This window comes from Cohnella sp. GCM10012308 (genome assembly GCF_042649185.1).
GTDB lineage: Bacteria > Bacillota > Bacilli > Paenibacillales > Paenibacillaceae > Cohnella.
This window is the reverse complement of the sequence record NZ_JBHRYU010000030.1, coordinates 86,391-101,005: the sequence shown is the minus strand read 5'-3', so window position 1 is coordinate 101,005 and position 14,615 is coordinate 86,391. Positions and strand designations below refer to the sequence as shown.

Sequence of the window (14,615 nt, the reverse complement as noted above, 5' to 3'; positions counted from 1 at the left end):
GGCAAGCGAGGTTACGACGGGGCTTTTTTGTTTCTGGTTGAGACTTCTTGCGGCAGGCGGGACCACGGCGTAAAGTCTGGCTCCAGGGCTGCATCTGGATGGGGACCAATCATCAAAACAAAAAATCCGCCATGATGGCGGATGCGAAATTCGTTATGGAGCGGAAAACGGGATTCGAACCCGCGACCTTCTCGTTGGCAACGAGATGCTCTACCACTGAGCTATTTCCGCATATGTAGTCAAAATAAAAAGCCTTGATGGCAAGGCCGATGCTTGCAAATGGTTTTTTTGGAGCGGGTGATGGGAATCGAACCCACGCCATCAGCTTGGAAGGCTGAGGTTCTACCATTGAACTACACCCGCAAAAAAAAGTGGTCGGGACGACACGATTCGAACATGCGACCCCCTGGTCCCAAACCAGGTGCTCTACCAAGCTGAGCTACGTCCCGACAGTATGAAGAAAAGTGGCGCGCCCTGAGAGATTCGAACTCCCGGCCTTCAGATTCGTAGTCTGACGCTCTATCCAGCTGAGCTAAGGGCGCATATGATGGAGCGGAAAACGGGATTCGAACCCGCGACCTTCTCGTTGGCAACGAGATGCTCTACCACTGAGCTATTTCCGCGTATGATGGTCAGTCCTAGGGCGAATGTCGTCGTTTTCTTCGTTAATGTTTTCCCCCAAAAGCGACTTTTTTATATTAGCAAATCCCCTAGAGAATTGCAAGCGGTAATTTAAAAAAGATGAAATTACTTTTCGGAAGCGGTTCGGAGCCTGATTTGGCTGCGAGCTGTCGTGCGATCTGCCGTGCGATCTGCCGTGCGATCTGCCGTGCGATCTGCCGTACGATCTGCCGTGCGAGCTGCCGATGAACGGCCGGGAACTTCCCCGGCTCGTCCATGGCAGCGTTCGACCGTACAAGGCCTATACGGAGCCCGTATAGATCTCCGTCTCATAATCGAAGGATACGCGGCCGTCCTGCTGATAACGGTCGAAGATGTCGCGCAGCTCGCGCATCATCGGCTCGTAGTTCGGGTCGCCCGGCACTGGGGTATACGAGGAGGAGCGCAGCCGCCCGCTCAGGCCGTCGAAGTCAAACAGCTGCCGGTTGGGGAACCGCGCCTCGCGCTTCGTGCCCGGCACGAAGAAGGCGGCCAACTGCTCCGGCGTAATATTGCGATGGTTCACCGTCGCATAATCGGTACCCAGACGCAGAAGCAGCGCCTCGTACGCCTCCAGGAACGGCAAGCCGCTCGTGAGCCGCGTATTCCAGATCAGCGCCGCCTTCCCTTCGGGCCGCAGCAGCCGATGGAACTCCCGCTTCGCCGCGGCCTGGTCGAACCAGTGGAACGCCTGGGCGGAAACGATAAAGTCCGCCGAAGCGTCCGGCAGCCCCGTCTGCTCCGCCGCGCCGTTCACCGCTTTAAAGCCCGAATACCCCTGCAGCGCCCGCTCCGCTTCCTCGCGCATCGCCCGGTTGGGCTCGACGGCCGTGACCGGCGTCCCCCGCTCTAGCAGCAGCCGCGAAAAAATCCCCGTGCCCGCGCCGATGTCGGCGACCGCGGAATCGCGCCCGAGGCCGACTTCCCCGTACAAGTAATCGATGGCGGCCGCCGGATAACTCGGCCTGTACTTCACGTACGTTTCCACGCGATCGGTAAAACGCTCTTTGTTCTCCATTCCCTTTCTGCCTCCTCGCTTCTTTTACTTTTCCCCGATTTCCTCCGCGCTCTCCCCTTGCCAGAGCTTGCGGAAGCTCTCGCTCGAAGCGAGCAGCTCCGTCGCCGTGCCCTGCGCCTCGATCCGTCCGTCGCTCAGCAGCACGATCCGGTCAGCTCGCGCCAGGGCGGCCTTGCGGTGGGAGACGACAAGGCAGGTCGCGCTGCCCTTCGCCTTGAACAGGCGCTCCCATAGCTGCCTCTCCGTGTCCACGTCGAGCGCGGAGGACAAGTCGTCGAAGACGTACAGCTGCGCGTCCCGCGCGAGCATGCGCGCCGCCGCGGTACGCTGCGCCTGGCCGCCGGACAGCTTCACGCCCCGCGGCCCCACCATCGTCTCCAGCCCGTCTCTGAGCCCGGCGATGTCCTCCTCCAGCACGGCGGCATGCAGCGCGCCCGCAAGCTCCTCCGGCGTCGACGGCGCGCCGAGCAGGATGTTGTCCCGCAAGGTAGCGCTGTACAGCCTTGGTATCTGGGCGGTATAGGCGCTCTGCGGCGGCACGAAAAAGTCGGCGGGCTTCGCGACCGGCTCGCCGTTCCACCGGATCGTGCCGCTCTCTGCCGGCAGCAGTCCGAGCAGCGCGCGCAGCAGCGTCGTCTTGCCCGAGCCGACCATGCCGGTAATGACGGTAAAGGATCCTCGGGGCAGCGTCAGATCGATATCTACGATGCCCCTTCCCGTCTCCGGATACCGGTAGGTCAAGCCGGACACGGCGAGCTCGCGCAGCGGCTCGGCCCGGACGACCGGCACGAGCGTCTCATCGTCCTCATGCTGCGCCGCTTCCTTCTTCCGCCCCTTCTCGTCGTACGCGCCTCTTCGCCCTTCCTTTTTACCGAGACCGATATAAGCCTTCCGCACGAGCAGCGCAGGCGACGCGCCGCGCAGCATCTCCTTGAGCCTGCCGAAGCTGACGTCCATCTGCTTGTAATAGGTCATGAAGTTGCCGACGTTGGAGATCAGCTGGGTCACGAAGGTCAAATAATAGACGAACAGCGAGAAGTCGCCGATCGTAAATTCGCCGCCTCTCATCTTGATACCCGCCAGCAGCAAAATGATGCCGGTTCCGAGGTTCACGGAGTTGTTGAATACAGACGACAGCGTCTCGGTCAGCAGCTTGTCCCTGATCATCGACTGCCGTCTGCTCTCGCCCAGCCGCGCGAACCGGTCGACGACCCGCTTCTCCGCGCCGGCTACCTGGATGGCCAGCACGCTGCCGAACATCTCGCTGATCGCGCCCGTCACCTGGGCGGTCGACTCCCGGCTAGCCGCACGATACTTGCGGATGCGCGTCGTGGCGATCTGGGCGGCCGTGACGACGAGAATAAGCGGCACGAAGACGAGCACGGTCAGCTGCGCGTCGATTGAGAGCAAGATCCAGCTGGCCGCGACCACGAATCCGACAAGACCGAGCGTGTCGACCGACCAGCTCGTGGCCTCCTCGGCCTGCTCGACGTCGTCCCTGAAGTTGCTGATTGCTTCGCCGGGCGAGCCGGGAATCGCGCGCGCGCCGGGTGCCCGCAGGACGTGAGCCAGCAGGTTGCGCCTTAGCAGGCTGGAGATGCGATAGCGGAACGCGACGTCCGTCAGAAACCCGCAATAAATCAGCGCGATGCGCGCCAGCGCCGCGGCGACGAGAAGCGCGGCGATCGCGCCGGCACCGTAGGGAAAAGGGTGCGTGCCTTCCAGATGATCGAAGAAGGCTTTGGTCAGCAGCCCCGGCAGCAGCGGCGCCATGTGGATCAGCGTCCATGCCAGCAGGTTCAGCAGGTACAAGCCCGGCCGGTACCCGAGCATCCGCCAGAAAAATCCGCTTGTCTTCATACGAGCACCTCCTCCATGCCGACGGCCAGCATCCGGCTGAAGCGGGAATCGGAATCTCCGGCGAGCGACGCGCGCCTGCCGTATTCGACGACCCTGCCCCGCTCCAGGATTGCGATATCGTCCGCCCGCTGGATCGTCGCCAGCCGGTGCGCGATGATGATGCAGGTCCGATCTTGCAGCAGCCGGTCTACGGCCGCCTCGATCCGGCTTTCCGTCAGCGGGTCCAGCCGCGACGAAGCCTCGTCCAGGATGACGAGCCGCGGATCGGTAAGGAATACGCGCGCAAACGCGAGCAGCTGCCCCTCGCCGGCAGACAAGCCCGCGCCACCCGACGACAAGTACGTATCCAATCCGTCCGGCATGCCAGCGAACCATCCGTCCAGTCCCAGCTCGGACAGTACGTCCATAATTCGACGATCGGGGATGCGATCGTCGAATAGCGTCAGGTTGTCCCTGACCGTGCCCGCTAGTATTTCGATATTTTGCGTCACCATCGCCACGTAGCCGCGCACCTCGCCGAGCTTGAATTCGCGCAGATCCGTGCCGGACAGCGTCACGGCGCCCTGCTGCGGATCGTAGAAGCGGAGCAGCAGGCGCGCGATCGTCGTCTTGCCGCTGCCCGTACGCCCCAGCAAGCCTAGCGTGCGGCCGCGCTCGAGCTTCAGATTCACATCGTGGAGAGTAGGCTCGCCGTCTTCTTCGTAGGCGAATGTCACGCCCCGCAGCTCGACAGAGGCAGGACCGGCGGGCAGCGATGCGCCGGGACCGTCCTGAACCGCAGATTGCGTCGCGAGCAGTTCGCCGACTCGAACCATGCTGGCGTCGGCTTTTTGCAGGTCCTCAAGCTGGGTCCGAATCTTCTCGATCGGCTTCGCCAGCAGCTCCGTATAGTAGAATACGAGATACGCCGATCCGATCGTCAGCTCGCCCCGCTTCCACAATATCGCGCAGACGACGAAGGCCGCCGCGTTGCCGAGCGCAAATACGAGAATCGTCGTGCTCCACATGAGAAAGTAGCCTAAAAACGCCCTCACGCGCATGGGCAGCATCCGGCGGGTCATGTCGTAGAAGCGGCTCATCGCAAAGCCTACGGCACCGTTGGCGCGCGTATCTTCGGTGCCCTCGAGCTGCTCGCCGATAAAGCCGTAATATTCGGCGTTGGCCTGCCGCCACCGCGTCCAGACGGGGACCGCGAACGCCCGGATGCGCTGGATCGCCCAGATGCTGCCGCCGACGAAGACGGCCATCACGATGCCGATCCAGAAGTTCTCGCGGAACAGCAAAATGAGGATTCCGAGCGTCAGCAGCCCGTTGCCCGCGAGATTGATCATAAAGCTGGAGAAAAATTGCGCGAGCGCGTTGACGTCTCCGTCCACGCGTTCGATCAGCGAACCCGACGTATGCTTCTTGTGAAACGACATGTCGAGCGAAAGGCAATGCGCCGCCAGATCGACGCGCAGCTTGTTGGTCGTCTTCCAGCCGAGATTCTCGCTGAAGTAGGACGCCGCGACGGACACCCCTTGCTGCAGCAGGGAGAAACCGATGAATAGTCCTCCGGCGTAATAGAGCGGCGTCAGACTGCCTTGTCCTTGCGCCGTATCGATAAAGTATCGAATAATTTGCGGATTGACGAGCTGCAAGGCGATCGACGACAGCAGCAGCGCGCCGAGCCCGATCAGCGCCCGCCATTCGGGCAGCAAATAGCCGCGCAGCATGACCCGGTATTTTCCGCCCGGCTTGTCGCCGGATATTTTGTTGCTCACTGCCTGACTCACCCTCCTTGAACCGCATGCCGTCTATTATACACGCCTTGGCGCGGGCACGGCAGACCGGCAAGCCAAGAAGAATAATCAGGGAAGTTTGAAGATATCGTCCCGACGGTCGGCATCTCGATTCGCGCATAACGCATAACGGTCGCTGATCCGCTAATTTGCGCGCAAGCGGCCAACGATGGCTCATCCGACTGCCGTTCTCGCAACTCGCCTACCGCCGGCTTATCCCACTACCGTTCCGGTAGGTTGGTTCCATCCCGGCCCTCGTCCTTCCTTCGCGGAAAAGCCTGCAAATATACATCTTTTTTTGCCCATATCGACCCCTTGAGCGTAAAAGATGCGAAAACGCAGGTATTTTTCGCCATCGGCCGGTTTTCCGGCGTGCGCTTCGAAAATGCCTGCACATTTGCAGGTATTTCATCAAGTGTAGCTGGGCGGTAGAGAATACATGTATATATGCAGGCTTTTCAACCCGCCAAGCTTTCAATAGACTCCGCTGCACCAAACGCGCGCCTGCCTGTCCGCAAATCGCTGCCTCCCGAGCCGGTATGGATAGCCAGGCCGTTTTTTAGAAACAGGCCGCACATGCATACTTTTTTAAGTGCCAAAAAAACCCGCAGCCCCAAAGGGCGTCGGACTTTGCCGGCCACTAGATTTATTCGTTAAGCGCCCGAACGTTAAGCGCCCGAACGTTAAGCATACCTAAACGTTAAGCATACCTAAACGTTAACCGCCTGAACGTTAAACCTAGCCGACGCCTACAGCTTGATCGCGGTCGACAGCAGACCCTGCACGTAATAGCGGTTCGTAAACGTGAACAGCAGGATGAGCGGCACCGACGCGACCAGATAGCCGCCGAACGTCACCGGCATGTTGGACGAGTACTGTCCGGTGAAGCTGATGAGCAGGCCTGCCGCGATCGTGAGCTTCTCGTGGTCGGCGATCGTGATCATCGGCCATAGATACTCGTTCCAGGCGCCGACGATCTGCATGATCGCAAGCGTTCCCATAATCGGGATGCAGAGCGGCAGCGCGATGCGGTAGTAAAGCTTGAAGTCGTGCGCGCCGTCCATCTGGGCCGCCTCGAAGTAATCCTTCGGAATGCTCTCGAAAAATGATCGCAGCAGGAAAATACCGAAGATCGGACCGCCCGTGACAAGCGGCAGAATGAGCGCCCAGTAGGAGTTGAGCAGGCCAAACGTCTTGTAGAGCATGTAGCCCGGCACGAGCGTAAGCGCCCCCGGTATCATCATGAGGGCCAGGACGAGCATATACAGCCATTCCTTGCCGAAAAACTTCATGCGCGCAAACGTAAAAGCCGACAGCGATGCAATCAGCAGCATGCCCGCCGTACCCACACCCGCTACGAACACCGTGTTGAGCAAATAGCGCCAGATGCTGCCGAACGCGCTGGACACGTTGCCGACGCGAAGCGGCAGCGTCGGATACCACCGGGTCGCGGTGAACGCCACGTCCGACTTGAACGCGCCCCACAGCGTGAAGCCGAGCGGATACAGCAGCATGGCTAGCAGCGCGACGAGCGCGGCGTTCAAGAACCATTGCGGCAGCCGTCTGTATTGAGTCATGCCTCTTCTCCCCGTTCCATTAATTCGTCTCCGTCTTCATGCCGCGGTACGCGACCAAGCTCAGGAGGAAGATCCCGGCGAACATGACCGTGCCGATCGTCGTCGCGTAGCCCATCCGGCCGGCGGTAAAGGCTTCGATGTACATGTAGTAGGCGGGGACATAGGTGCTGTAGCCCGGCCCGCCCGACGTCAGGACGATCTGAATGCCGAAGTCCTGCAAGCCTCCGATGATGCCGAAGATCAGAAAGAAGCGGACCTGGCCCATCAGATGCGGCAGATCGATATGCCAGATGCGCCGCAGCAGCCCCGCGCCGTCCAGCTCCGAGGACTCGATCACTTCGCTGGAGATGTTCATCAGACCGGCCATGTAGATCAGCACGCTGGTCCCCCCGATCCAGGGAAAGCCCATGAAGATGATGCTCGGAATGATCAGATCGGCGCTGCCGAGCCAGTCGATCACCCGGTCCGGCGCGATCAGCCCCGTTCCGCGCAGCAGCGAGACGAGCAGGCCGTTCGTCGGATCGTATATGTTTTTCCAGATCAGCAGTCCGACGACGCCCGGCGCCACGATCGGCAGCAGCACAAGCACCCGGTACGCCGACTGCAATCTTTTTTGTCTCACGTTAAAGATCATCTCGGCTGCGATCAGCGGCACGACGATGCCGATGATGAGACGCGGCACGAGAATGAGAAACGCCGTCGGGATCGAATCGAGGAACACGCGGTCCTTGAACAGCTCCCTGTAGTTGTCCAAACCAACGTAGACGGCCTTGCCCACGCTGTCCCAGTCGAAAAAGGAGTGGTAAATGCCGCTGACCGGCGGGTAATAGCAGAACAGAATCAACCCCAGAAACAGCGGGGACAAAAACAGATAAGCTTTGCGGCTGCTCCAGATTCTCGCCCAAAGCGTAGGGCCTGTTGCCATCGCGTGTCATTCCTTTCCTGCTTGAAGCTTGTCGGTCACTCGCCGAAAATGTCGTCCAGACTGTGATTGCTCTTGGCCGACCGTTCCGGCTGCACGAGCGGCACGGTCACGGTCGTCTTGGCGTTGATCTCGATAAAAACCGAGTTCGACTCGTCGATGACCTTGATCTGCACGTCTTTGGCCGGCTGCAAATCGGAAGCTTTGTACGGATAGTAGGTGTAAGTCGCCTCGCCCGCATCGTCGGTCACGACGCGGCTGGCGGACAGGATGCCTCCGCCCCTCGGCAGCGCGTAGAGCGAATGTCCCTTCATGGGCCGGCCGTCGCCGTCCGTGACCTTAAAGCGCAGCGCGACGGGCGATTGGCCGTCCGCCGGCGCCTGCTGCGGGTCCATCGAGAGCAGCGCGATGCGGTACTGCGTGGCGCGGTATCCATCATAACCGGCGAGCAGGGCGACGATAGCCGCTACAATCGCCGCGATAGTCCATTTTCTTCTCATGCCGCTCTCCATTCCACGCCGGCAGGGGGCCCGGGACGGTACGCGGGAGGGCAAGCCGATCGCCTGCCGCCCCGACTCCCGTCGCTTACCAGCCGGTCGTATCGATGTTCATTTTTTTGATATAGTCGTCCGCGCTCTTCTGCTGGATCTCGTTGCTCTTCGCGAAAAACTTGGCGTCGTCCGTCTCGCCTTTCACCCACATCTCGAACTGCTTGTTGAGCGCGATGCCCTGCTCGTCGGTGAAGGCGTTCGGCCAGCTGGCCTTCGGCATGATCGGGAACGCGTTGTTCATCCAGTCGTCGAGCAGCGGCGGAATCTCCGAGCCCTTGACCGCGCCGAGCGAGGCGCCTTGCTCCAATACCATCATCGAGATGTTCTCTGGGACGGTCAAATATTTGAGGAAGGCGACCGCCGCTTCCTTCAGATCCGGATTGTTCTTGACGATCGGCTTCAGGATGTTGAGCGACAGGTCCGGATCGGGCTGGTACGGTCCCTTCTCGGTGTATTGCACGTCGGCGACGTCCGGCGAAGTCGACTTCGTAATGGGCGGCGCGGGAATGACGCCGTAGTTGAACTTGCGCTGCTTGTTGCCGTTCTCCGCCTGGAGCGCCCACAGCCCTTCCTCGCGCATGGCGACCTTGCCGTCGTTCCAGGGCTGCGAGAAATCCGTGTTCTGCCAGCCTGCGGGCAGCAGTTCCGTGTACATACGCTTCAGTTGCCGGTACATCTCCTGTGCGTAATCGTGCTCCGCCGCATTGAACAATCCCGCCTTCGTCGCGCGCAGCGTCTCGAGCGTGTCGACCTGGCCGTCCTTGTCGTAGTCGGTCTTGTCCATGAGCGCCGCCGCAAAAAACGGACCGACGCTGAATTGCTGGTTCCACTGGCCGAGCTCGATCTGCTTGAAGTTGCCCCACTGGGCGAACGGCACATAGCCTTTTTCCTTCAGAATCTTGGCGTCCGCGAACATCTCCTCCCAGTCCTTGGGGGGACTGATGCCGAGCGACTCGAACAGATCCTTGTTATAGTAGTAGCCTGTAGCCGGTCCCGAGTACAGAACGATCGGTACGGCGACCGGCTGCTTGCTGTTATCGACAAGCGAACGGTGCTTCATCAGATAGTCGGGGAACAGGTCGCTCCACTTCGCGTTGCCCGCCACGTATTCGTCCGGCGTGGACAGCGCGTCGCCGAGCGGCTCGTACCAGTCGCGGTCCAGATAGTTGTTGCCCCATGTAAAGGTGATCGCCGGCGCGGTGCCCGCGGAGATCTGGGTCGTCAGCCATTCCGCGATCTCGTTTTGCAGCTTGCCGACCGGCTTCGTGCGCGCCCAGGCGATCTTCACGTTCGGGTGGAGCTTCATGAACGCGTCGGCGATCTTTTGCGTCGAAAGGAATACCGTCGGGTTTTCCGCCGTCGGCTCCGTATTGACCGTAGGCATCCAACCATGCAGGTCGACGGTCAATGTTACGGGACGCCCGCCTGCGATCTCCTTTGGACCTGCGTCCGTCCCTTCGGGCGAAGCGGTCGCCGAGCCGGTCGCCGTCTGCGATGCGGACGCGGTCTGCGATGCCGTCGCCGTCGCCTCGGAATTGCCCGCTCCGCCGGAGCACCCGCTCGCAACGAGCGCAGCCGCCGCCAGCATGAGTGTATGGGACTGCCATTTAAACTTAAGCAATGCCGTCACGCTCCTCTATCGGGGTAAAAGCCAATATTCGTTCCATGTACAGATCCATAAAAGCCTGTTGCTCGACGCCCGTGCTTACCCGCACATGCGAATCCGCGGCCGGCCGGTGCCAGTTCATGCCGGACAAGCTGATGCTCATCCCCCTCGTATAGGCGCCGCCGGTCTCGATGTCGACCACCCGCCGCTCCGTCCGGACGAGATCCTCCCGATATACGGCAGCCACCGCGAGCGGATCGTGCAGGTAAATGTGCGGCGAAGCCCAATGCTCCCGCATCCGCATGACAAGCTTGGCGGCGGGATCTGCGCTATCGCGGATCGCCGCCGTTTGCCGTTCGGACAAGAGGCACTTGAAGGTGACGTCGAGTCCGACGGCGACGATCGGGACGCCAGCGCCCAGCACGATCTGCGCCGCCTCCGGATCGCAAGAGAAATTGTATTCGGACACGTTCATGTCGTAGGCGCCGCCCATGACGACGATCTTGCCGATGCGGTCCGCGATCTCCGGCTTGACGCGCAGCGCCAGCGCGACGTTGGTCAGCGCGCCGAGCGTGACGAGCGCGATCGGCCGCTCGGCCTCGAGCGCGGTCCGAACGATAAATTCGGCTGCCGTCCAACGTGTGTCGACCGGCTCGCTCCGCATCTCCTCCAGATACTGGACCGGCGCCTCCTCGGGATCGACCGGCTTGCCGTAGATCTGTCTGCTGATCAGCGGCAGCGAGGCGCCGGGCACGACCGGAATATCGGATCTTCCGGTCGCCCGCAGCAGCGCGGATACCATTTGCGCGCGCTTTTGTGTTTGCTTATATACGGTTGTGATGCCGGCGATGTCGAGCTCCGGCGATTTGACGGCCAGCCATATCGCCAGCGCGTCGTCGATGTCGTCCCCGATATCGGTGTCGATAATGACGCGCTGCGCGCTCCCTGCTATCGTAGACAAAATGAATGCAACCTCCTTTAATTCACCGAACGCCGATTCTGGAAGCGCTTCACCATAATCGCGCGGTCGGCCTTTCCCGGGTCATGCCGACGCCCTTGCTACCGTCGCTGTTTCGGACGCAGCCTCCCCTTTTTGTAGCGCAGCCTCGCGAGAGCTGTTTTCCTTTCCTACCTGAATGTAACACAGCACTTCACGACCATCTATCCGGAAGTGGTTGAACATTATCGAAAAATGGTGATCATCCCGCGGACGGTGCAGACAAAAATGCCTTTTGCCACTATACTGTTGGTGAGATTGGCTTGCGGCAATCATTCATATATGGGGATGTCAGGAGGACGAGCATGTTCGCCGATCAGCTTGAATTCGCCTTCACCTACCACCACAAGGCGCACACCGAGATTACGGCTCACCATCACAACTGTTACGAGCTCGTGTACTACACGTCCGGCACCGGCTCCACGACGATCGGCGGCACGGAATACCGATACGCGCCCAACACCTTCAGCCTGATCAGGCCCCGCACCGCGCACAACGAAGTGCATGACGAGACGACAGAACTGTTGTGTATCGGCTTTTCGTTAAATGAGAGCGCTTCCATACAATTCGAAAACGGCGTCTATCCGGACCGCTCCTCGCTCCTCATGCAGATCGTCAACAAGCTCAAGCACGAGCTCTCGACCCAGCGGCTGCATTACCAGCACAAGCTGGAGCTACTGCTGAACGAGTTCATCATCGAGATCGAGCGGACACGGTCGTCCCGTTCGTTCGCCGATTTGCTGGAGTATATCGAGAACTATATCAACGAGAACTTCCACCAGGAAATCGACCTGCCGTCGCTCGCTAAAATCACCGGTTACAGCTACGATCATTTCCGCCACGTATTCAAGGACAAGACGGGAGAGTCGCCGCTCAGCTTTATCATCAACAAGCGCGTCGAGCACGCCAAGAAGCTGATGCTGTCTACCGACATGACGATGTGCGCCATCTCCCTCGATTGCGGCTTCTCCAACAGCTCGCAGTTCGCCAGCACGTTCCGCAAGCTTACCGGGCAGACGCCGAGCGCCTTCAAGCGCAATCACTTCATCCGGTCCGCGGCGGAATAAAAGGGATGACGGCCGATCGCCGCCATCCCTTTTTTCTTGCGTCCAAGCTCCTTTTTCCTCTTGTTGCCTATCATTCAAGCGCTTGATTTTCGAATTGATCTTCGAGCTTCATTCATAAACTTCATTTTCAAACTTCATTTTCAAACGTCACGACCAGCGCCTGCCGCTCTCCAATGGCAAGCTCTGCCTTCGCGTAGCCGTCGCTGGTCATTGACACGGCCAGCGGCTTCACCTCGCCGCCGTCGGGGTCCCACAGCCGTGCGCGCGAGCCTGCTGTACGGAACTGCACGGAGAGCGTCTTCGCTTCGTCCGCCGTATTGACGAGCAGATACGTCATGCCACCCTCGCCCCTACGCATGGCGCTCAACAGATCGGGATCCGCCCGCTCCAGCTTCAGATCGGGCGCAATCAGCGTCTTGAGCTTCGCGTCCAGCTCCTTCGCCGAACCGACGCGCTGCACGCCCGGTAACTTGGCCAGCCGTTCGTACAGACCGTCTGCCTCTTTCAGGCCGCTGTCGGTCCGGATATATTCCGGTCCGGCTCCGATTAGTACGAGCTTCACGCCCGCAGTCGCGAGCTCGGTCAGCTTGGCGGCGAGCGCTTCGTCGACGACGGTCGTCTCCGGCACGATCAGCGCCTTGTAACTTAGCCCGCCCCGCGCCGACAATGCGCCGTCTTCTGCGCGGCTGTCGGCGATGCCGTCCGCGTCGATATAATTATAGTCGAGCTGATGCTCCGTAAGCCGCAGCGCGGTCTGCTTGAAGCTGTCGCTGACCTTCACGGCGCGAGCGGCATAATCCGCCGGATTGAGCGACATCGGCGGCAGCGTCTCCGCCCATACGCTCTCAATGGGGTAGTACACCGCGACCTGCGGCGCCGTCTTGCCGGCGTCCATCATATAGCCGATACGCCCGATATAGTCGGCGAAGCGCTTGTTCTCCTCTTCGCTCATCCGGTCGTATTCATAGTAAGAGTTGAACCGATCGACGCCGAAGGCGAACTGAACGGCGACCGCCGCAAGACGCCCCTTGAAGTCGGCCTTGTCGCCATCGAACGCATCGGAAATCTCGCTCATCACATGCGGCTTGCCGTCTTCCTGCGCCGCGGAGCTGGCGAGCTTGGCCGTCGTCGCCGCCCATTCCTTGGCCAGCTTCGGATGCGCCGTGAGCAGATCGATGCCCGGCAGCTGCATATGCCGATAGATGTTCATCAGGTTACCCTCGTAGATGGCCTGGTGGTACATCTCCTCTTCCAGCAGCAGATGACCGGAACACGCGACACCGGTATTCCCGCAATACGCCTCGAGCGGCTCAAAGTAGCTCTCCAGGACGAGCTCGGACAACGTCCGGTAGTATTCACCGCGCACGCGCTTCGCTTCCTTGCCCTCGCCCGCTATCAGATATGGCAGGACGGGCAGCAGTTCGTAGCCGCGCCGCTTTTGGAACTCATCGGCCAGCTTGTTGCCCCAGTTCAAAGTCTTCAGCAGCGGCACCGCCGGATCCGGCGCGTCGAGGACGCTCGGCTGCCGGGGCGGCGTGCCGATATACGTCCCGGTCAATGCCGGTTCGTCGGTGAAGAAGGCTTCGATCCCTTTGCCGAAATAAGCCCCGAGCCGTTCGTAATACTGCTTATGCGTGACGTCGATAAAGGCTTCGGTCGCATCTTTCTCCAGCAGATTGATGTAGCGGCGCTGCTCGAACCAGTTGTTGACGGCATGCGTCCCTTCGTAAAACGGCTTTTGGACGAAGTAGAAGACGACCCAGCGGTCCGACGCCGGCGCTTGCCAATTCAAATTTCCTTGTCCGTCGACGGCAGAATGCAGATCGACTGCCGAGGCAGCATCGAAGCTCAGCTCCGTGCCCCGGTAAGCGGCCGCGTACCGGACTTCTCCATGTCCATAGGGATGCTCGATGACGACTTTCTCGCCGGCAGCGGCCTCCTTGACGACGACGGCCAGCCCTTGCGCCTCCAGCTCGGGATGCTCGCTCAGCACTTGACCGCCCGCCGTGCCGCTCGGATACCCTTTTTCGTCGTAGATCCATACGCGCAGCCCAAGCTTGTCGATTGCATAGGCGACGTTTTGCTTCAGAATCTCCCAGAACTCCTCGTTTTTCAAATAACCGCTGTAGTCGACGTTGGTCACCATGCCGCCATAGCCCAGGTCGCTCAGCTTCTTGATAATGCCAGTGTGCAGATGATCGTGAATCATGAGCAGCGGGCGATACCGGACGTCCGGATCGGCAAACTGCGCTTCGTCGAAGGCGGCCGGCTTCGGCCCTCCCCCGAATGCGGCCCCCGTATCGGCTCCCTCCTCAATGCCCCCGGAACCCTCTGAAGCCGTCTCTTCTCCTCCCGTCGCCGCCGGGGATGCCGATGCCTCCTCCTTTTGATCACGCCCCTGCGCCTGCTCCTTCCCTTGCACGGTCTCCACCCTCGTATCGCTTCCTTTCTCTTGTTCCGTGAAAAAAAGGAAGCAGCCCAGCGCCGCTGCTCCGATCAAAGTCGCTGCGGCTGCATTCCTGATGCGTTTGTTCAATTTTCTCTCTCCCTCTGCGAGCCTCTTCTTGTTCGTCCCC

10 protein-coding genes and 5 tRNA genes are annotated in these 14,615 nt (G+C 60.4%); 1 reads left to right on the top strand and 14 read right to left on the bottom strand.

Annotated features, from left to right (window positions below):
* Positions 1-156 precede the first annotated feature (156 nt).
* From ACFOTD_RS26095 to ACFOTD_RS26035, 13 genes are all read right to left on the bottom strand, one after another.
* Positions 157-231 (bottom strand) — tRNA-Gly (locus ACFOTD_RS26095).
* A gap of 58 nt (positions 232-289) precedes the next feature.
* A tRNA-Gly gene (locus ACFOTD_RS26090) sits at positions 290-363 on the bottom strand.
* A gap of 9 nt (positions 364-372) precedes the next feature.
* Positions 373-449: transfer RNA gene (locus tag ACFOTD_RS26085), tRNA-Pro, on the bottom strand.
* A 16-nt stretch (positions 450-465) separates the two neighbouring features.
* A tRNA-Arg gene (locus ACFOTD_RS26080) sits at positions 466-542 on the bottom strand.
* A gap of 6 nt (positions 543-548) precedes the next feature.
* A tRNA-Gly gene (locus ACFOTD_RS26075) sits at positions 549-623 on the bottom strand.
* A gap of 299 nt (positions 624-922) precedes the next feature.
* Positions 923-1,678, bottom strand: coding sequence for a class I SAM-dependent methyltransferase (locus ACFOTD_RS26070; protein WP_378122875.1), 756 nt, complete (start codon positions 1,676-1,678; stop codon positions 923-925).
* Between the two features lie 24 nt (positions 1,679-1,702).
* Positions 1,703-3,538, bottom strand: a complete 1,836-nt coding sequence (locus tag ACFOTD_RS26065; RefSeq protein ID WP_378122874.1) for an ABC transporter ATP-binding protein — start codon at positions 3,536-3,538, stop codon at positions 1,703-1,705.
* A complete protein-coding gene (locus tag ACFOTD_RS26060) occupies positions 3,535-5,253 on the bottom strand; it encodes an ABC transporter ATP-binding protein (protein ID WP_378122887.1) in 1,719 nt (572 codons plus the stop codon). Before ACFOTD_RS26060 ends, ACFOTD_RS26065 begins: the two co-directional genes overlap by 4 nt.
* 815 nt (positions 5,254-6,068) lie before the next feature.
* Positions 6,069-6,896, bottom strand: a complete 828-nt coding sequence (locus ACFOTD_RS26055) for a carbohydrate ABC transporter permease (protein ID WP_277538267.1) — start codon at positions 6,894-6,896, stop codon at positions 6,069-6,071.
* A gap of 19 nt (positions 6,897-6,915) precedes the next feature.
* A complete protein-coding gene (locus tag ACFOTD_RS26050) occupies positions 6,916-7,821 on the bottom strand; it encodes a carbohydrate ABC transporter permease (protein WP_378122873.1) in 906 nt (301 codons plus the stop codon).
* Between the two features lie 35 nt (positions 7,822-7,856).
* Entirely contained in the window at positions 7,857-8,318 is a 462-nt protein-coding gene (locus ACFOTD_RS26045; protein ID WP_378122872.1) for an Ig-like domain-containing protein, read from the bottom strand.
* An 85-nt stretch (positions 8,319-8,403) separates the two neighbouring features.
* The gene (locus ACFOTD_RS26040) at positions 8,404-9,990 is read right to left on the bottom strand and encodes an ABC transporter substrate-binding protein (protein WP_378122871.1); all 1,587 of its coding nucleotides are present in this window, start codon (positions 9,988-9,990) and stop codon (positions 8,404-8,406) included.
* A complete protein-coding gene (locus ACFOTD_RS26035) occupies positions 9,983-10,936 on the bottom strand; it encodes a nucleoside hydrolase (RefSeq protein WP_378122870.1) in 954 nt (317 codons plus the stop codon). The genes ACFOTD_RS26040 and ACFOTD_RS26035 overlap by 8 nt, the downstream gene beginning before the upstream one ends.
* A 341-nt stretch (positions 10,937-11,277) precedes the next feature.
* On the opposite strand from ACFOTD_RS26035, the gene ACFOTD_RS26030 reads away from it, so the two are divergent.
* Complete coding sequence (locus ACFOTD_RS26030) at positions 11,278-12,039, top strand: helix-turn-helix transcriptional regulator (RefSeq protein WP_378122869.1); 762 nt, start codon at positions 11,278-11,280, stop codon at positions 12,037-12,039.
* 127 nt (positions 12,040-12,166) lie between these two features.
* Here ACFOTD_RS26030 and ACFOTD_RS26025 read toward each other — a convergent pair whose 3' ends face one another.
* Positions 12,167-14,575, bottom strand: a complete 2,409-nt coding sequence (locus ACFOTD_RS26025) for a glycosyl hydrolase (protein WP_378122868.1) — start codon at positions 14,573-14,575, stop codon at positions 12,167-12,169.
* Positions 14,576-14,615 lie beyond the last annotated feature (40 nt).